Source organism: Streptomyces sp. NPDC102406, assembly GCF_044765725.1.
In the GTDB taxonomy this organism is placed as follows: domain Bacteria; phylum Actinomycetota; class Actinomycetes; order Streptomycetales; family Streptomycetaceae; genus Streptomyces.
The window spans coordinates 68,852-86,152 of sequence record NZ_JBIWKP010000010.1 but is presented as its reverse complement, the minus strand read 5'-3'; the positions used below and the strand labels follow the sequence as shown (position 1 = coordinate 86,152).

Sequence of the window (17,301 nt, the reverse complement as noted above, 5' to 3'; positions counted from 1 at the left end):
AAATGGGAACCATTTTCGTATACTGGCCGCATGGCACGCAACGAACTCCGCCCAGTGATCAAGCTCAGGTCCACCGCGGGGACCGGCTACACCTACGTGACCCGCAAGAACCGCAGGAACGACCCCGACCGCGTCACCCTGCGCAAGTACGACCCCGTCGCCGGCCGTCACGTCGACTTCCGAGAGGAGCGCTGACCATGAACAACGTCATCCACCCCGCCTATGCCCCGGTCGTCTTCCGGGACCGCGCCGCGGGCCACGCCTTCCTCACCCGCTCGACGATGACGAGCGAGCGGACGGTCGAGTGGGAGGACGGGAACACCTACCCCGTCGTCGACGTCGAGATCTCGGCTGCCGGCCACCCCTTCCACACCGGCAGCCGGCGGGTCCTGGACACCGCCGGCCGGGTGGAGCGCTTCGAGCGCCGCTACGGGCGGCGGCCCGGCCGCTGACCGGCCGGACCGCGGCGAAGGGGAGCGGCGTCAGAACGGGAAGCGGCTCCGCCCGTGCTGCACCGAGATCCACTTCTGCGTCGTGAAGGACTCCACGGTCGCCTCCCCGTTGAGGCGGCCGATGCCCGAGCGCTTCTCCCCGCCGAAGGCGACCAGCGGCTCGTCGTGGACCGTGCCGTCGTTGACGTGGATCATGCCCGTGTCGATCTGATGGGCGAACGCCACGCCCCGCTCGATGTCCCCGGTGTGCACGGCCCCGCTCAGCCCGTACGGGGTGTCGTTCGCGATCCGTACCGCCTCCTCGTCCCCGTCGAACGGGATGAGGAGAGCCACCGGCCCGAAGATCTCCTGCCGCAGCACCGGCGAATCGGCCGGAAGCCCGGTCAGCACCACCGGCTCCACCAGGTTCCCGTCCACGCCACCGCGCAGCAGCGCCGTGGCGCCCTCCGCGAGGGCCTGCTCCACGACGCCCGAAAGGGCGTCCGCCTGCGTGGAGTTGATGACCGGGCCGATGACCGTCTCCGGGTCCCGCGGGTCGCCCGCCTTGAGCGTCGAGACCTTCGCGACGAACTTCTCCGTGAACTCCTTCTCGACCTTGCGGTCCACGAGGATGCGGTTCGCGGCCATGCAGACCTGGCCCTGGTGGACGTAGCGGCTGAAGACCGCCGCATCCACCGCGTAGTCGATGTCGGCGTCGTCGAGCACGGTCAGCGCGCTGTTGCCGCCGAGCTCCAGCACCGCCTGCTTGAACTGCGCGGCGCACACCGTCGCGACGTGCTGGCCGACCTTGTCGGAGCCGGTGAAGGAGATGACTTTCGGCACCGGGTGCGTGAGGAGCGCGTCACCGATCTCGGCGATGTCCGTGATGACGACGTTGAGCAGCCCGGCGGGCAGTCCTGCGTCCTCGAAGATCTTCGCGACCAGCGAGCCGCCGACGATCGGCGTGTTCTGGTGCGGCTTCAGCACGACACCGTTGCCGAGCGCGAGGGCCGGCGCGACCGACTTGAGCGACAGCAGGAACGGGAAGTTGAACGGCGAGATCACCCCGACCACGCCCACCGGAACCCGGTAGACGCGGTTCTCCTTGCCGTCCACGGGGGAGGGGACGACCCGGCCCTGCGGGCGCAGCGCGAGCTGGATCGCCTCCCGCAGGAACTCCTTGGCGAGGTGCAGCTCGAACCCGGCCTTGACCCGGGTACCGCCCAGCTCGTCGATGATCGCCTCGGCTATCTCGGCCTCGCGCTCCTCGACGAGGCGCAGGGCGCGCTCGAAGACGAGGCGGCGCGTGTACGCGTTGGTCCGCGCCCAGTCCTTCTGCGCCCGCTCGGCCGCCCGGTACGCCTCGTCGACCTCCTCGACGGAGGCGACGGTGATGGAGGCGAGCTTGTCCCCGTTGTACGGGTTGAAGTCGATGATGTCCCACGACCCGCGCCCGGGGCGCCACGTGCCGTCGATGAACTGCCGGTCGAGTTCCGTGAAGTAGTCCTGGGCGGACATCGCGGACTGCGCGGACTCTGTCGACCGGGATGACTGTGACGTCATGGGAAATCCCTTGCTGCTGCGCCGGACACCTGATGTGACGTCATCGTACGGTCGTTAACGGTCAGTTGTGCCGGTGCCTCTGTCAACGGCCGTGCTTCTCAGGCGAATTCGGACGCCACGCGCCGCAGCAGCTCCAGGCTCTCGTCCGGTGAGGGGCACTCCGCCTGCAACCGCTCCATCGCCTTCTCGTACTGCGTGACGTCCTCGCGCTTGTCCAGGTACAGGGCGCTGGTGAGCTGTTCCAGGAAGACCAGGTCCGACAGGTCGGACTCGGGGAAGGTGAGGAGGGTGAAGGTGCCGGACTCACCGGCGTGCCAGCCGTGGCTGAACGGCATGACCTGGAGTGTCACCTGCGGCAGTTGGGCCACCTCGATCAGGTGGTCGAGCTGGCCGCGCATCACCTCCCGGCCGCCGTGCACGCGGCGCAGCGTGGCCTCGTCCAGGACGAGCCGGACCTCCGGCGCGCGCTCGGAGAACAGTACCTTCTGGCGGGCGAGGCGCAGGGCGACCCGTCGGTCGATGTCCTCCTTGGGGGCGCCCCGCATGCCGCGCTCGATCACGGCGTGCGCGTACCCCTCGGTCTGCAACAGGCCGTGCACGAACTGCGCCTCGTACCCGCGGATCAGCGACGCGGCGCCTTCGAGGCCGATGTACGTCTGGAACCAGCCGGGCAGCACGTCGGAGTAACTGTGCCACCAGCCCGCGATGTTGGCCTCCTTGACGAGCGCCAGCAGCGCGCCGCGCTCGGCCTCGTCGGTCACCCCGTACAGGGTCAGCAGATCCTCGACGTCCCTGGCCTTGAAGCTCACCCGTCCCAACTCCAAGCGGCTGATCTTGGATTCGGAGGCGCGGATCGAGTAACCGGCGGCCTCCCGGGTGATGCCGCGCGATTCCCTGAGGCGCCTCAACTGCGAGCCCAACAGAATGCGCCGCACCACCGAGCCGCCCGGATCCCCAGCGGTCACGTCTCTGCCTCCCCATTGGTTCAAGGGCCGAAGTCTGCCATTAAAACGCTCCACCCCGTACTCGTTCGATTACAGAAACGGAAAGATCGCGAAAGAACTCCGCAAGAAGTCGTAGGAAGAAATGAGCAAGAAGCGGTACGGGAAGGTCCAAGTCCGGCGCGTGCACGTGCATCTGCCCTTGCATCCGATGTACGCATTCGGAACGATGGCCGTCACCACCGCTCGCTACGTACTGCGAATCTGGGGAGTGCCTCGCATGGGGACGAACGGATCGACCCTGCTCGACCCGCTCGCTGCGTCGAGGCAGAGCCTGCCTCCGCTCGAGCAGTCGGCCGTCTCCGGTTCCGCCTCGTGCGCGCTGCCCGCCCAGTACGAAGCGGTGGGCAAAGCGCGGCAGTTCACCCGCGGGACGCTCACCGAGTGGGACGTCCAGGAATGCTTCGACGACATCTGTCTGGTCGTCTCCGAGCTGGTCACCAACGCCCTGCGGCACGCACTGCCCGCGGACGCCCCCGACGACCAGGACCCGCCCGTGCGGCTGCACCTGATGCGGTGGGCGACGCGGATCGTGTGCGCGGTGCGCGACCCCAGCAACGACAGCCCGGTGGCCGGGGCCACCGCGGACGCCGCGGACGACTGCGCGGCGGAGTCCGGGCGCGGTCTGTTCCTCGTCGACTCGTTCAGCGACGGCTGGGGCTGGCATCCGCTGGCGGGCACCCTGAGCGGCAAGGTCGTCTGGGCTCTGTTCAGGATCTGAAGCCAGGGGCGTCTCACCATACGTACCAGTAGCGCGAGTTGGGCTCACCTCTACGCGCGTCGAGCCCCCCGGCGCCGCGCGTCGGCGGTCAGGCGCCGGCTATCAGATGGTCGAACTCGCCGTCCTTGACGCCCAGGAGAAGGGCCTCGATCTCGGCGGGCGTGTAGACGAGCGCGGGCCCGTCGGGGAAGTTCGAGTTGCGCATGGCCACCCGGCCGCCGGGCAGTTTGGCCAGCTCCACGCAGGACCCCTGCGAGTTGCTGTGCCTGCTCTTCTGCCAGACCACTCCACGCAGCTCCGTGGCCGCCATGCCGTTGTACACCTCGTGCACGGTTCGCTCCCCGGTGATGCGTGCTTTCTTACTGTGGACTGACCCTGTGACGGATGTGAAAGCAGGGATCGTCTGTCCCAACTGTCCAGGAGCATAGCCGCGTTCATATGCCGATGCTCGGGCAGATGCACGTGCACGCGGGGTGGCCCCACGGTTACAGGACATCGCCCGGGTTCGAGCCGGACGCGCGCCAAGGAGGACAGGATCTGACCTATATGGATCGTACCTTTCTCGGTGTCGGCACAGGTCGGCGACCGGCGAGACGAGAGGTGGCCCCATGGTCATGCACGTGAACCCCGAAGCCCGCGGCGACGAGCGCGGAGCCCTGCTCGCCTTCATCGCCGAGCAGCGGGGCGGCGTCCGCCGTGCCCTGCTCGGCCTGAGCGACGAACAGGCGTCGTCGAGGCCGAGCGCGAGCGAGCTGTCCCTCGCCGGGCTCCTCAAGCACGTGGCCGAGGTCGAGCAGGGCTGGATCGCGCGGGCTCAGCAGATCGCGCCCGACACCGAGCGCACCGCCGACACCTGGGGCGACAGTTTCCGCCTCGTCGGCGACGAGACGGTCGAGCAGACCCTCGACCACTACGACGACGTCGCCCGCCGCACCGAGGAGTTCTTCCACGCGGTCCCCAGCCTCGACGACACCTTCCCGCTGCCGGACCAGCCGTGGTTCCACGGTTGCCCCGCGGTCTCGGTGCGCTGGCTCGGCCTGCACCTGATCCGTGAGACGGCCCGGCACGCGGGACACGCCGACATCATCCGTGAGTCCCTCGACGGCAAGACGGCCTTCGAGCTGGTGGCGCTCGCCCAGCAGTGAGCCCCGGAGGGCGACGTCCTACGCTGAGCGCATGTCAGCGATTCGCCTCCTGGTCCTCGGGGCCGTACGCCAGCACGGCCGCGCGCACGGCTACCAAGTGCGCAACGACCTGGAGTACTGGGGCGCCCACGAGTGGTCGAACGCCAAGCCCGGCTCGATCTATCACGCCCTCAAGCAGATGGCGAAGCAGGGAGTGCTGCTCGCGCACGAGGTCGCCCCGTCGACGGCGGGCGGCCCGCCGCGCACCGAGTACGAGATCACGGAGCGGGGTACGGACGAGTACCTCACCCTGCTCCGTGAGTCCCTGACCGCGTACGACCAACGGCCCGACATCCTCTCCGCGGCGCTCGGCTTCATGGTCGACCTGCCGCGCGAGGAGGTCGTCGCCCTGCTCAAGGAGCGGGTGCGCCGCATCGAGGAGTGGCGCGGCTCGGTCACGGACTACTACACGCCCGAGGGCGGCCCCGGACAGCTCGGCCACATCGGCGAGATCATGAACTACTGGGTCTTCTCGGCCGACACCGGCGCCGAGTGGACCCGGAGTCTGATCGCCCGCGTCGAGGGGGGCGCCTACACCTTCGCGGGCGAGGGTGAGCCGTTCGTGGGCGTGCTCGCGGAGGGGCAGGAGAACCCGTACGCGACGGAGGAGCGGTCGCCGGAGGAGCACGGCTAATCAAGTTTGACGAATGGTGTCCGGTCGGCTACCTTCGTGCACCTAGTCAAGCTTGACTAATGGGCGAGGGGAGCCGGATGACGGACGCGATCGTGGCCGAAGGCGTACGGAAGCGGTACGGGGACAAGGCGGCACTCGACGGGCTCGGCCTGACGGTCGCCCGGGGCACGGTGCACGGCGTGCTCGGTCCGAACGGGGCGGGCAAGACCACCGCGGTACGGGTCATGACGACCCTGCTGCGCGCGGACGAGGGCCGGGTCGAGGTCGCGGGCCACGACGTGCGGCGCGACCCCGACGCGGTACGCCGCCGCATCGGGTTGCTGGGTCAGCACGCGGCGCTGGACGAGGAGCTGAGCGGGTGGCAGAACCTGGAGATGTTCGGCCGCCTGTACCACCTGGGCGCACGGCGGTCCCGGGCCCGGGCCGAAGAACTGCTCGGGCGCTTCGGCCTCGCCGACACCGGCCGCAAGGCGGTCAAGGCGTACAGCGGGGGCATGCGGCGCCGCCTCGACCTGGCGGCTTCGCTGATCACCGACCCCGAGGTGCTGTTCCTCGACGAACCGACGACGGGCCTCGACCCGCGCGGCCGCACCGAGGTGTGGGACGCGGTGCGCTCGCTGGTCGGCGGCGGCACGACGGTGCTGCTCACCACGCAGTACCTGGAGGAGGCGGACCAACTGGCCGACCGGATCTCGGTGATCGACCGGGGCCGGGTCGTCGCGGACGGCACCCCGGACGCCCTCAAGGCGAAACTGGGCGGCGACCGGATCGACGTGGTCGTGCGCGACGCGGCGCACCTCCCGCTGGTGGCGGCCATGTTGCCGCCCGGCGCGTCGACCGACGCGGACCGCCGCCTGGTCAGTGCCCCGGTGACCGACCGGATGGCGGCGCTCTCCGACGTCGTACAGGCACTGCGGAGCGCGGGGGTCGACGCGCAGGACGTGGCGCTGCGGCGCCCGACGCTGGACGAGGTGTTCCTGCACCTGACGGACGGCACGGCACGGACGAAGGAGGTGGCCGCGTGAGTGGGGGCTGGGCGGTGAGCGACTCCTGGACGATGACCCGGCGCGAACTCGCGCACTGGGCAAGGCAGCCGGTGCGGGTCGTGGTGGGCCTGGTCTTCCCCGTGATGCTGCTCGTGATGTTCGGCTACCTCGTCGGGGGCGGTAAGGGGGTCGGGGGCGACTCCTCCGACTACATCGCCTTCCTGGTCCCCGGGATGCTCGCGCTGACCATGGCGTTCGGCCTGGAGTCCACGATGCTGGCGGTCACCCAGGACCTCAACAAGGGGGTCATCGACCGGTTCCGGTCCATGCCGATGGCCAACGGGGCGGTTCTCGTGGGCCGTTCGGCCGCCGACATGCTGCAGTCGACGGCCGCCCTCGCGGTCATGGCCGGGGTCGGCCACGCACTGGGCTGGCGGGCGCACGGATCCTTCGCAGCCTTCCTCGGCGCCTTCGGCCTGCTGCTCCTGCTGCGGTTCGCGATGCTGTGGATCGGCATTTACCTGGCGATGGTGGCCGGACGGCCGGAGCTGGTGCAGGCCGTGCAGATCCTGGTGTGGCCGGTCGGATTCCTGTCCAACGCGTTCACGGTCCCCGAGACCATGCCGGGATGGCTCGGCGCGGTGGTCGAGTGGAACCCGATGTCGGCGACGGCGTCCTCGGTCCGCCACCTCTTCGCCAACCCCGGCGGCACGGACGACGTACTCCTCGCGGTGGCCTGGCCGGTGGGGCTCGTGGCGCTGTTCTTTCCGCTGGCGGTGAGGAGGTTCGTGGCGCTGAGCCGCTGACGGACGCCGGTCTCAGTGGTGGAACCCGGTGGCCGCCCCCTTGTTCCGTGTGAGGGGGTGCGGCTGGCGGCGTAGTTCGGGGAGCAGGCCGGCCAGGTCCTCGATCAGGAGCTGCGCCAGGTCCGAGGAGAACCCGTTGCGGCACACCACCCGGAGCACCGCCAGATCCTCCCGGTGCTCGGGGAAGGTGTACGCCGGGACCAGCCAGCCCCGCTCCCGCAGCCGCCGGGACACGTCGAACACGTCGTACGCCGTCACGTCCGGCGCCGTCGTGAAGGCGAAGACGGGCAGGTCGTCGCCGCGCGTGACGAGGCGGAAGTCGCCGAGCGCCTCGATGCGTTCGGCGAGGCCGCGGGCCACGTCGCGGGAGGCCTGCTGGACCGCGCGGTAACCCTCGCGGCCCAGGCGCAGGAACGTGTAGTACTGGGCGACCACCTGCGCCCCGGGGCGGGAGAAGTTGAGGGCGAAGGTCGGCATGTCGCCGCCCAGGTAGTTGACGCGGAAGACGAGTTCTTCGGGCAGTGCCTCCGCCGTGCGCCACAGGGCCCAGCCGACGCCCGGGTAGACGAGGCCGTACTTGTGCCCGGAGGTGTTGATCGACGCGACGCGCGGCAGCCGGAAGTCCCACACCAGATCGGGGTCGAGGAACGGTGCCACCATCGCGCCCGACGCCCCGTCCACATGCACGGGGACGTCGAGCCCGGTGCGTTCCTGGAGGGCGTCGAGCGCCGCGCACAGCTCGGCGATCGGCTCGTAGGAGCCGTCGAAGGTGGAGCCGAGGACGCCGACGACGCCGATCGTGTTCTCGTCGCACAGCGTGGCCGCGGCCTCGGGGTCGAGGTGGAAGCGGTCGCCCTCCATGGGCACCTGCCGGGCCTCCACCTCCCAGAAATTGCAGAATTTCTCCCAGCAGACCTGGACGTTGACGCCCATGACGAGGTTGGGCCGGGCCTCGCGCGAGGGGTAGCGGTCAGCGTTGCGCCGCATCCAGCGCCGCTTGAGCGCCATGCCGGCCAGCATGCACGCCTCGCTGGACCCGGTCGTCGAACAGCCGACCGCGGCCGAGGGGTCCGGCGCGTTCCACAGGTCGGCGAGCATCGCCACGCAGCGCTTCTCCAGCTCGGCGGTGCGCGGGTACTCGTCCTTGTCGATCATGTTCTTGTCCCGGCACTCGGTCATCAGCACCCCGGCCTGCGGCTCCATCCAGGTGGTGACGAAGGTGGCGAGGTTGAGCCGCGCGTTCCCGTCCAGCATCAGTTCGTCGTGGACGAGCTGGTACGCGGTCATGGGTGCGAGCGGCTTGTCCGGGAGGCGGTGCTTCGGCGGGGCGTCCGTCATGCCGGCGGTCGGATCGGCCTCCCCGTAGAAGGGGTTGACGGCGAGGTGCCGTTCGCCGGGCTTGTCGGCGGGGCTCTGGTGCAGCGGCGACATGGGGTAACTCCTCTGCTGGGAACGGGCCGTGCTCGGACGGGGTGCTCAGCGAAGCGGTGTTCCGTCCTGCGAGAGTTGCATCTGCGGGCGTCCCGTCACCAGGAGCCAAGCGGGCAAAGACGCGATGCACAGCAGCGCGAGGATCGCGGGGGAGGCGACGAGCACGGCGGCCGTGAAGAGGCTGACCCAGCCCTGCCGGGTGATCGCGAGCAGGACGCCGAGGACGCCCGCAGCGACGCCGACCGACACGTTCACGCCCGGTACGAGCGCGTGCGCGCACAGGCCGAACGCGGCGCCGATGAACACGGCGGGGAAGATCCGGCCGCCGCGGAACCCGCACGACGCGGCGACCAGCAGCGCGACCAGTTTCACGACGGTCATCCCGGCGAACTGGCCCGCCGACCAGCCCTCCGGGTCGGCGGCCAGCTCGCCCACCTCGTGCAGCCCCTTGAACAGCGTGAGGTGCCCCCCGAGCGCGCCGAGCAGCCCGAGCACGAGCCCGCCGAGCGGCAGCGTCAGCAGGGGGTGCCGAAGCCGCGCGAAGGCGCCGCGGACGTAGGGGAACGCGAAGACGGCGACCATGCCGAGCACGGCGCCCGCGCAGGAGACCACGACGGCGGCCAGCAGGTCGGACCAGCCGGGCCGGCCGAAGGGCGGCAGCCCCAGGTCGAAGGAGGGCGAGGCCACCAGCGTCGTCGTCAGGGCGCCCGCGGCGGCGGCGAGCAGCGGCCCGAAGAGGTTGTCCCACAGCGACCCCCTGATCGGCAACGGCTTGCCGGCCAGCGCCTCGGAGACGACGAGCGCGGCGGCGACCGGCGTGCCGAACAGGGCGCCCAGCGTCGCGGCCGAGGCGAGCGACACCCACAGCGCGCCCGGCGCCCTCGGCAGCACCTTGCGGCCGAGCCAGAACGCCAGGGCGACATTGGTGGCGATGATCGGGTTCTCCGGGCCGAGGCTCGGCCCGCCCGCGAGCATCAGGGCCGTCACGACGACGAGACCCGGCAGGACGTACGGGGGCAGGGGTTCCTCGCCGCCCAGGCCGAGCGTGGCCGGGTCGGGGCCCGCGTGCCCGGGGGCCTTCCACACCACGAGCCCGACCAGGACGCCGGTGAGCGTGAGCAGCAGGATCATCCACGGCGCCCCGTACCCGTCGACGCCGAGCGCGTCGGGCAGCTCCGTCCACACCAGCTCCTGGAGCTTCTCCGCGGCCTCGCTCACCGCCAGGAACAACAGGCTGCATCCGACACCGACCGCGAGCGCGGGCAGGACCAGGGGCAGCAGGGTGCGAGCGGAGACGGTGGGCTGGGCGGCAGGCGGCGGCGCTTCGACGGCTTCGTTGCTCACGGCGCCACCCTAAGCGGACATAAGGGGCTAAACACCCTTAAAGGGGTGCCGGTGGCGGCCGGGCCCGACGGGCTTGCACCTCACGTGACGTGAGGACCCAAGCTGAAGCACGTACCGCCGCGGCGACGCGACCGGTGACGGACAGGAGGCGTGGCAGATGAGTTACCCGGTGGGGCAGGTGGCCGGATTCGCCGGTGTCACGGTGCGCACCCTGCACCACTACGACGAGATCGGCCTGCTCGTCCCGAGCGAGCGCACCCGCGCGGGCCACCGCCGCTACAGCGAGGACGACCTGGACCGGCTCCAGCGGATCCTCTTCTACCGGGAGCTCGGCTTCCCGCTGGACGAGGTCCAGGCCCTGCTCGACGACCCGGTGACGGACCCGCGAGCCCACCTGCGGCGACAGCACGAGGTGCTGGTCGCCCGGATCGAGAGACTGACGAAGATGGCCGAGGCCGTCGAACACGCCATGGAGGCACAGAAGATGGGAATCCAGCTCACCCCCGAGGAACGGTTCGAGGTCTTCGGGGACAAGGACCCCGAGCGGTACGCCGAGGAGGCCGAGCGGCGCTGGGGCGGCACCGAGGAGTACGCCGAGTCGCAGCGGCGGGCCGCGACCTACACCAAGGCCGACTGGGAGCGGCTCCAGGCCGAGGTCGACGACTGGAGCGCCCGCTACGCGGCCCTGGTCGCGGCGGGCGAGGAGGCGGCGGGCGAAGCCGCCATGGACCTCGCCGAGGAGCACCGGGAGCACATCTCGCGGTGGTTCTACGCGTGCCCGTACGAGATGCACGTCTGCCTCGGTGACATGTACGTGGCCGACGAGCGCTTCAAGGCGTTCTACGACTCCATGGGCGAGGGCGTCGCCGGGCATCTGCGGGACGCGATCCACGCGAACGCGGCGAGGCACACGGGCTGAGAGGCATACGGCCCGAAGTACATACCGACAGGTTTGCCACAGTTGACGCACAGTGCATCCTGAGAGGGCCACTGGAACCTGGCGTGGACGAGCGGCGTTGATAACTTTGCATCGCCATTGCCTTGGCCGACCTTGTTCTGTTCTGTTTCCCAAGCCCCTCAGGAGCCCGGACCCGTGACGACGCTTGCTCTCGGACCCAGTTGGCTGGACCCGGACTACCTGCTGAACACCTTCGGTATCTGGGGCCTGCTCCTGATCGTGTTCGCCGAGTCGGGGCTCCTGATCGGCTTCTTCCTGCCCGGTGACTCGCTGCTGTTCACGACGGGTCTGCTGATCACGGCCGGCACCCTGGACTTCCCGCTCTGGGCGGCGGTCGCGCTGATCTGCGTCGCCGCGATCCTCGGCGACCAGGCGGGCTACCTCTTCGGCAAGAAGGTCGGCCCCTCCCTGTTCCGGCGCCCGGACTCCAAGCTGTTCAAGCAGGAGAACGTGCAGAAGGCGCACGAGTTCTTCGAGAAGTACGGCCCCAAGTCGCTGGTCCTGGCCCGCTTCGTGCCCATCGTCCGCACGTTCACGCCGATCATCGCGGGCGTCTCCGGCATGAAGTACCGCTCCTTCATCACGTTCAACGTGATCGGCGGTGTCCTGTGGGGCGCGGGCGTGACGCTGCTCGGCTCCTGGCTGGGCAACATCGAGTTCGTCCACAAGAACATCGAGGCAATCCTCATCCTGATCGTCCTGGTCTCGGTGGTCCCCATCGCCATCGAGTTCCTGCGGGCGCGCGGCAAGTCGAAGAAGGCGGCCCGCGCGAAGTCGGACCCGGCCGCGGACCCGGCGCACACCCCGGCCCAGCGCGGCCGACACGCCAAGCGGTAGCGCGCCGCGGGGCCTGCCGCTCTAGAAGCCCCGCGTCCGCTTCGCCGCCCGGCGGTTCGCCGCCCCCGGCGAGCGGATGAACAGCCGGGAGATCTCCCCACCGAGGTTCACCCCGATCGCGATGGCCATGGCCAGTGCCGCCGCCTTGGACAGGGAGACGAGCCCCTGGTTCACGTCGTTGTGGGCGATCGCGAGCAGCCCGAAGTACGTCGCCGAACCGGGCAGCAGCGGCCCGATCGCGGCCGTGACATAGGGCAGCGCCGACGCGAAGCGGTACCGGGAGAAAAGCTGGCCGAACAGGCCGACGAGCCCGGCCGCCGCCGCCGTGGAGGCGACCGGCGAGATCCCGCCCGCGTCGTGCATCGCCCCGTAGACGACCCACGCCACACCCCCGTTGAGCGTCACCGCGAGCACGGTCGACCGCTCCTGCTGGAGCAGCACGGCGAACGCCAGGGACAGCGCCATCGACGCGGCGATCTGCCAGTACGGCCGGTGGACGGGGGTCAGCGCCGCCTCGGGGTTGAGCTGCGCGTGCAGTTGCACACCCACGTACAGCATGATCAGTACGCCGATGACGATGCCGACGAAGAAGTACATGACTTCGAGCAGCCGCGCCGAGGCCGTGATGTAGAAGCCGGTCAGCCCGTCCTGCACGCCCGCGACGAGCGCCCGCCCCGGCAGCAGCGCGAACAGCCCACCGGTGATCACCGCCGACGCCTTCACGTCCACATGGGCGAGCGTGAGCAGCAGGCCGATCGCCGCGGGCGGCATCGCGGCCACCGTGAACTGGTAGAACTCCGGGAACCCGCGCCCCGCGCACAGCCACGCCAGCCGGTCGCCCAGCATCGCGCCGAGCGCCGCGGCGACGAACACCAGCGGATCACCGCCGACGAGGACCGAGGCGGAACCGGCGAGCAGCCCGTTCGCCCCGGTGAGCGCCCAGCCGGGGTAGGGGTGGCGGTTGCGGCGGATCTCCGCGAGGCGCCGGTACGCCTCCTCCAGCGTGACGACGACCTCGTCGTCCTCGTCGCTGATGTCGTCGACGAGCCGGAACACCGCCGCGAGCCGGTTGTAGTCGGTGCCGCGGCGGCGCACGGTGCGCGACGCGGTCACCGGGTCGTCGACGAGCGAGGGCTGAAAGGTGATCGACAGGAGGGTGAACGTCACCGTCGGCTCGCACCGGTCGAGCCCGTAGGACCGGCACACGGCGAACATCGCCGCCTCCACGTCCTCGGCGCCCTCACCACCGGCGAGCAGCAGCTCCCCGATACGCAGCGTCAGGTCGAGCACGCGCGGCACGGCGGGCCCGGAGTCGTCCTGCTTCTGCGCCGGTTCGGGCGCGGGCCGTTCGGCGACCGGCATCCGCAGCATCGTGCGCATCCGGTCCTGCCAGGGCGCCTCCTTGGTCAGCTTGACCATGGGGATGCCGTGCGCCGGGGTGAACGCGGCCGGTGACTGCCGTGAGCTGTAGGTCTTCGGCGGGGTGAACGCGGAGCCCTCGGCGTCGGCCGTCTCGGGCGGCTGCACGCTCAGCCCCTGGGGAAGCGCGAACTCCGAGGTGGTGGAGGACTCGTCGTCCACCACCGGAGCCGCCGCCACCACCCCGAGGGGCTGCGTGAACTGACTGCGGGCCTCGTCGGACTGCGGCTTGCGGTCCTCGGGGGCCTCGGACTCCCGCTCCGTCACCTGTGTGGCACCTCTGTGGTTCCTTGCCTTCGCCCGTCCGCGTACGCCTATCCGCGTACACGGATCTACGTATGCGTCTGCCTCCCGTACGCCTCAGTATGCGCATCAATACACGAACGGGCCGCACGACCCCGGCGAGGGTCGTGCGGCCCGTTCGTGAAGGTTCGGTCAGTGACCGCCGTGGTCCTGCGCCCGCTTGTACGAACGCTCGATCTCGGCCTCGGCCTCGGTGCGGCCCACCCAGTCGGCGCCCTCGACGGACTTGCCGGGCTCCAGGTCCTTGTAGACCTCGAAGAAGTGCTGGATCTCCAGGCGGTCGAACTCGGAGACGTGGTGGATGTCGCGCAGGTGCTCCATCCGCGGGTCCGTCGCCGGGACGCACAGCAGCTTGTCGTCGCCGCCGGCCTCGTCCGTCATCCGGAACATGCCGATGGCGCGGCACTTGATGAGGCAGCCCGGGAAGGTCGGCTCGTCCAGGATGACCAGGGCGTCCAGCGGGTCGCCGTCCTCGCCGAGGGTGTTCTCGACGAACCCGTAGTCCGTCGGGTAGGCGGTCGAGGTGAACAGACGACGGTCCAGACGGATGCGACCGGTCTCGTGGTCGACCTCGTACTTGTTCCGCGATCCCTTCGGAATCTCGATCGTGACGTCGAACTCCACCGGTGGCTCCTCCATGATCAACACATAACGACTGGTGATACTGCTTCTCCCGGGGGACAACCCCCGGACCCCCGGCCGACCCGGTGGCCGAAGCCGCCTTGGAGTGATCACCCGGCGAGGGGGTGGTGATTAAGTGTCCCTCACGCAGGTGTGTGATCGCGAAAGGGGCTGGTCCGCGGTGCCGGAGCCGAAGGCTTCGCAGCTCTTGACGAGCGCGGCGAAGACCGCCGCCACGTCGGTTGCGAGGGCGAGAACCAAGCACGTCACGGCGGGCGCGACGGCGGTGGGCCTGGCCCTCGCGGCCGTCGTGGTGGTCACGGCCGGTCCCTGGGACGCTTCCGGTCAGCGTAAGGCCGAGGCGGCCCGGGCGGTCTCCCAGGGGGGCGACGGTGGCGCAGATCACGGCGGCACCCCCGGCACCCGGCCCGGATCGCCGTCCGCCGCGCCCAGCGCCCCCGCCGTGCTTGCCGCGCCCGGCGCGTCGGTGCCGGGGCCGACACGGCGCGCCCTGGCCGAGCTCCTGGACCCCATCCTGAAGGACCCGTCGCTCGGCACGCGCCGCACGGCCGCGGTCGTCGACGCCGTCACCGGCGAGCGGCTGTACGGGAAGGCCCCGGGGGAGGCCCTCACCCCCGCCTCCACGATCAAGCTGGCCACGGCCGTCGCGGCCCTGACGGCGGCGGGCCCCGACCACCGCATCGCCACGCGCACGGTCCTGGAGAAGGGCCCGGGCAGGCTCGTCCTGGTCGGCGGCGGCGACCCCACGCTGACGGCACGTCAGAAGAATCCTTACGGCGCCGCGAGCCTGCGCACCCTCGCCGACAAGACGGCCGCCTCCCTCAAGGCCGCAGGCACCACCGGGATCACCCTCACCTACGACACCTCGCTGTACTCCGGCCCCACCACCCACCCCATCGGCCCCAACGAGAACCTCGCCCAGGTCACCGCCCTCATGGCCGACGAGGCCCGCACCGACGACTCCACCAGCGGCCCGGCCCCGCGCGCGGCCGACCCGGCGGCAGCGGCGGCCAGGACCTTCGCCGACCTGCTCCACGAGCGCGGCATCACGACCAAGGGCGGCGACCCCCGGCCGGGCACGGCGTCCGACGCGGCCGAGGACATCGCCAAGGTCGAGTCACCCCCGCTCTCCGCCCTGGTCGAACGCATGCTGACGCACAGCGACAACGACATCGCCGAGGCGCTCGCCCGGCAGACCGCCGTCGCCGCCGGCGAACGCCACGACTTCGACGGCGCGGGCAAGGCCGTCCACAAGGAGCTGGACAAGCTCCGCCTCCCGCTCTCCGGCACCCGCTTCGCCGACGGCAGCGGCCTCGACCGCACCGACAAGATCTCCGCCGATCTGCTCACCGGGCTGCTCGCCGAAGCCGCCGCACCCTCCCGCCCCGCCCTGCGCTCCGTCCTCACGGGCCTGCCCGTCGCCGGGTTCACCGGCACCCTCAGCAACCGCTACGCGGACGCGGCCGACGCCCCGGGCACGGGCCTCGTCCGCGCCAAGACCGGCACCCTCACCGGCGTCAACACCCTCGCGGGCACCGTCGTCGACGCCGACGGACGCCTCCTCGTCTTCGCCTTCATGACCCAGGGCGCCCCCGCACCCCAGTCGGCCCAGGCCACCCTCGACCGCCTCGCCTCCTCCGTCGCCAACTGCGGCTGCCGCTGAGCCGCAGCGGCGCGGACTCCGGGCCCAACCTCCTCCGCGTACGGAAGGGGTCACGTACCGTTGACGCATGACGAGCATCGGCGGTGCCGCATCTGCAGGGATGGTCGACTGGAATCTCGCGGTGGCGACCGCGACCCGACTCGTACGACCCGGACCGGAGGTCAGCCGCGACGAGGCGCGCGCCATCGTCGCCGAGCTGCGCCGGCACGCCAAGGCGTCCGAGGAGCACGTGCGCGCGTACACGCGCATGGCGACCGAGGACGCGCACGACACCCCCGTCCTCGTCGTGGACCGGCCGGGCTGGGTGAAAGCCAACGTCGAAGGCTTCCGGGAGATCCTCAAGCCCCTCCTCGACAAGATGCAGGAGCGCCGCTCGGGACCCAGCAGCGCCGTGCTCGGCGCGGTCGGCGGCAAGGTCACCGGCGTCGAACTCGGCATGCTCCTGTCGTTCCTCTCCTCCCGCGTCCTCGGCCAGTACGAGACCTTCGCCCCAGCCTCCCGCGACCTCCCGGCCGGACCGAACGGCGGCGGCAGGCTCCTCCTCGTGGCGCCGAACATCGTCCACGTGGAGCGGGAACTCGACGTGGACCCCCACGACTTCCGGCTCTGGGTCTGCCTCCACGAGGAGACGCACCGCACCCAGTTCACCGCCGTGCCCTGGCTGCGCGCCCACCTGGAGGGCGAAATCCAGTCGTTCCTCGCCGAGACCGAGGTCGACCCCTCCACGTTCATCGAGCGCATCAGGGAAGCCGCCCAGTCGCTCGCCGGCGGACGCCCGGAGGGCGAGGCCGGTGAGGGCGACGGCGGACGCTCCCTCGTGGAACTCGTCCAGTCCCCGGCCCAGCGCGAGATCCTCGCCCGCCTCACCGCCGTCATGTCCCTGCTCGAAGGCCACGCCGACTACGTGATGGACGGCGTCGGCCCCGCCGTTGTACCGACCGTCGGCGAGATCCGCGAGAAGTTCCAACAGCGCAGGCAGAAGGGCGCCTCCCGGCTCGACCTGGCGCTGCGCAAGCTGCTCGGCCTCGACGCCAAGCTGCGCCAGTACCGCGACGGCGAGCGGTTCGTGCGCGCCGTCGTCGACGAGGTCGGCATGGACGGCTTCAACAAGATCTGGACCTCGCCCAACACGCTCCCGACCAAGACCGAGATCGCCAAACCGGCGGACTGGGTCGCGCGGGTGCACAACAAGACGGACGGCGCTCAGGACGCTCCGTAGCGCGGGCACGAAAATGCTCAGGATCACCCATCCGAGGGACCGTAGGCCGTGGGTAGGCGTGCGATGCTCAGGGAATGGCTCGGCTCTGTCACCATCGACACACTCTGCGTGACCATCTGGACCGGATCACCGTTGAGCCACCAAGCCATATCCCTTACT

The 17,301-nt window shown here is 70.6% G+C and carries 17 protein-coding genes and 1 pseudogene; 11 read left to right on the top strand and 7 right to left on the bottom strand.

What is annotated here, in order from left to right:
- The first annotated feature begins 30 nt into the window (after positions 1–30).
- A complete protein-coding gene (gene rpmG, locus ACIRF8_RS30625; RefSeq protein ID WP_324770702.1) occupies positions 31–195 on the top strand; it encodes a 50S ribosomal protein L33 in 165 nt (54 codons plus the stop codon).
- A gap of 2 nt (positions 196–197) precedes the next feature.
- Positions 198–452 carry a type B 50S ribosomal protein L31 gene (locus ACIRF8_RS30620; protein ID WP_404220021.1) on the top strand — a complete coding sequence of 85 codons (255 nt, stop codon included), beginning with the start codon at positions 198–200 and terminating at the stop codon, positions 450–452.
- A gap of 30 nt (positions 453–482) precedes the next feature.
- Here ACIRF8_RS30620 and ACIRF8_RS30615 read toward each other — a convergent pair whose 3' ends face one another.
- Together ACIRF8_RS30615 and ACIRF8_RS30610 are read right to left on the bottom strand one after the other, a co-directional pair.
- A complete protein-coding gene (locus tag ACIRF8_RS30615) occupies positions 483–1,949 on the bottom strand; it encodes an aldehyde dehydrogenase family protein (RefSeq protein ID WP_404220282.1) in 1,467 nt (488 codons plus the stop codon).
- A 143-nt stretch (positions 1,950–2,092) separates the two neighbouring features.
- On the bottom strand, positions 2,093–2,959 hold the full coding sequence (locus tag ACIRF8_RS30610; RefSeq protein WP_404220019.1) for a helix-turn-helix domain-containing protein: 867 nt from the start codon (positions 2,957–2,959) through the stop codon (positions 2,093–2,095).
- A 256-nt stretch (positions 2,960–3,215) separates the two neighbouring features.
- Between ACIRF8_RS30610 and ACIRF8_RS30605 the strand changes: the two genes are divergently transcribed.
- Positions 3,216–3,716, top strand: coding sequence for an ATP-binding protein (locus ACIRF8_RS30605; protein ID WP_404220017.1), 501 nt, complete (start codon positions 3,216–3,218; stop codon positions 3,714–3,716).
- Between the two features lie 88 nt (positions 3,717–3,804).
- Here ACIRF8_RS30605 and ACIRF8_RS30600 read toward each other — a convergent pair whose 3' ends face one another.
- The gene (locus tag ACIRF8_RS30600; protein WP_404220015.1) at positions 3,805–4,047 is read right to left on the bottom strand and encodes a DUF397 domain-containing protein; all 243 of its coding nucleotides are present in this window, start codon (positions 4,045–4,047) and stop codon (positions 3,805–3,807) included.
- 277 nt (positions 4,048–4,324) lie between these two features.
- Here ACIRF8_RS30600 and ACIRF8_RS30595 point away from each other — a divergent pair, with 277 nt between their 5' ends.
- From ACIRF8_RS30595 to ACIRF8_RS30580, 4 genes are all read left to right on the top strand, one after another.
- Positions 4,325–4,861: a DinB family protein gene (locus tag ACIRF8_RS30595; protein WP_404220013.1), complete on the top strand. Its 537-nt coding sequence runs from the start codon at positions 4,325–4,327 to the stop codon at positions 4,859–4,861.
- 31 nt (positions 4,862–4,892) lie between these two features.
- Positions 4,893–5,534: a PadR family transcriptional regulator gene (locus ACIRF8_RS30590; protein WP_404220011.1), complete on the top strand. Its 642-nt coding sequence runs from the start codon at positions 4,893–4,895 to the stop codon at positions 5,532–5,534.
- A 77-nt stretch (positions 5,535–5,611) separates the two neighbouring features.
- Positions 5,612–6,559 (top strand): ATP-binding cassette domain-containing protein, encoded by a 948-nt coding sequence (locus tag ACIRF8_RS30585; RefSeq protein WP_404220009.1) that lies wholly within the window; start codon positions 5,612–5,614, stop codon positions 6,557–6,559.
- 32 nt (positions 6,560–6,591) lie between these two features.
- A complete protein-coding gene (locus ACIRF8_RS30580) occupies positions 6,592–7,326 on the top strand; it encodes an ABC transporter permease (protein ID WP_404220280.1) in 735 nt (244 codons plus the stop codon).
- A gap of 12 nt (positions 7,327–7,338) precedes the next feature.
- Here ACIRF8_RS30580 and ACIRF8_RS30575 read toward each other — a convergent pair whose 3' ends face one another.
- Both ACIRF8_RS30575 and ACIRF8_RS30570 read right to left on the bottom strand, forming a co-directional pair.
- Positions 7,339–8,757 (bottom strand): glutamate decarboxylase, encoded by a 1,419-nt coding sequence (locus ACIRF8_RS30575; RefSeq protein ID WP_404220007.1) that lies wholly within the window; start codon positions 8,755–8,757, stop codon positions 7,339–7,341.
- Positions 8,758–8,802: 45 nt separating this feature from the next.
- On the bottom strand, positions 8,803–10,101 hold the full coding sequence (locus ACIRF8_RS30570) for an ion channel protein (protein WP_404220005.1): 1,299 nt from the start codon (positions 10,099–10,101) through the stop codon (positions 8,803–8,805).
- A gap of 157 nt (positions 10,102–10,258) precedes the next feature.
- Between ACIRF8_RS30570 and ACIRF8_RS30565 the strand changes: the two genes are divergently transcribed.
- Complete coding sequence (locus tag ACIRF8_RS30565; RefSeq protein ID WP_404220003.1) at positions 10,259–11,020, top strand: MerR family transcriptional regulator; 762 nt, start codon at positions 10,259–10,261, stop codon at positions 11,018–11,020.
- Positions 11,021–11,194: 174 nt separating this feature from the next.
- Positions 11,195–11,866 (top strand): annotated as a pseudogene (locus tag ACIRF8_RS30560) (DedA family protein); the annotation flags it as partial.
- Positions 11,867–11,917: 51 nt separating this feature from the next.
- On the opposite strand, the gene ACIRF8_RS30555 reads toward ACIRF8_RS30560, so the two are convergent.
- Positions 11,918–13,582: a threonine/serine exporter ThrE family protein gene (locus ACIRF8_RS30555; RefSeq protein ID WP_404220001.1), complete on the bottom strand. Its 1,665-nt coding sequence runs from the start codon at positions 13,580–13,582 to the stop codon at positions 11,918–11,920.
- A gap of 168 nt (positions 13,583–13,750) precedes the next feature.
- On the bottom strand, positions 13,751–14,242 hold the full coding sequence (locus ACIRF8_RS30550; RefSeq protein ID WP_361553343.1) for an inorganic diphosphatase: 492 nt from the start codon (positions 14,240–14,242) through the stop codon (positions 13,751–13,753).
- A gap of 178 nt (positions 14,243–14,420) precedes the next feature.
- On the opposite strand from ACIRF8_RS30550, the gene dacB reads away from it, so the two are divergent.
- Positions 14,421–15,923, top strand: a complete 1,503-nt coding sequence (gene dacB, locus ACIRF8_RS30545) for a D-alanyl-D-alanine carboxypeptidase/D-alanyl-D-alanine-endopeptidase (RefSeq protein ID WP_404219999.1) — start codon at positions 14,421–14,423, stop codon at positions 15,921–15,923.
- A gap of 67 nt (positions 15,924–15,990) precedes the next feature.
- Entirely contained in the window at positions 15,991–17,142 is a 1,152-nt protein-coding gene (locus tag ACIRF8_RS30540) for a zinc-dependent metalloprotease (RefSeq protein WP_404219997.1), read from the top strand.
- The last annotated feature ends 159 nt before the right edge of the window (positions 17,143–17,301 follow it).

Coding starts and splice junctions, on each gene's coding strand:
- ACIRF8_RS30620 (WP_404220021.1), top strand. CDS start 198: ATGAACAACGTCATCCACCCCGCCTATGCCCCGGTCGTCTTCCGGGAC.
- ACIRF8_RS30565 (WP_404220003.1), top strand. CDS start 10,259: ATGAGTTACCCGGTGGGGCAGGTGGCCGGATTCGCCGGTGTCACGGTG.
- ACIRF8_RS30590 (WP_404220011.1), top strand. CDS start 4,893: ATGTCAGCGATTCGCCTCCTGGTCCTCGGGGCCGTACGCCAGCACGGC.
- ACIRF8_RS30540 (WP_404219997.1), top strand. CDS start 15,991: ATGACGAGCATCGGCGGTGCCGCATCTGCAGGGATGGTCGACTGGAAT.
- ACIRF8_RS30615 (WP_404220282.1), bottom strand. CDS start 1,949: ATGTCCGCCCAGGACTACTTCACGGAACTCGACCGGCAGTTCATCGAC.
- rpmG (WP_324770702.1), top strand. CDS start 31: ATGGCACGCAACGAACTCCGCCCAGTGATCAAGCTCAGGTCCACCGCG.
- ACIRF8_RS30595 (WP_404220013.1), top strand. CDS start 4,325: ATGGTCATGCACGTGAACCCCGAAGCCCGCGGCGACGAGCGCGGAGCC.
- ACIRF8_RS30580 (WP_404220280.1), top strand. CDS start 6,592: ATGACCCGGCGCGAACTCGCGCACTGGGCAAGGCAGCCGGTGCGGGTC.
- ACIRF8_RS30605 (WP_404220017.1), top strand. CDS start 3,216: ATGGGGACGAACGGATCGACCCTGCTCGACCCGCTCGCTGCGTCGAGG.
- ACIRF8_RS30585 (WP_404220009.1), top strand. CDS start 5,612: ATGACGGACGCGATCGTGGCCGAAGGCGTACGGAAGCGGTACGGGGAC.
- ACIRF8_RS30575 (WP_404220007.1), bottom strand. CDS start 8,757: ATGTCGCCGCTGCACCAGAGCCCCGCCGACAAGCCCGGCGAACGGCAC.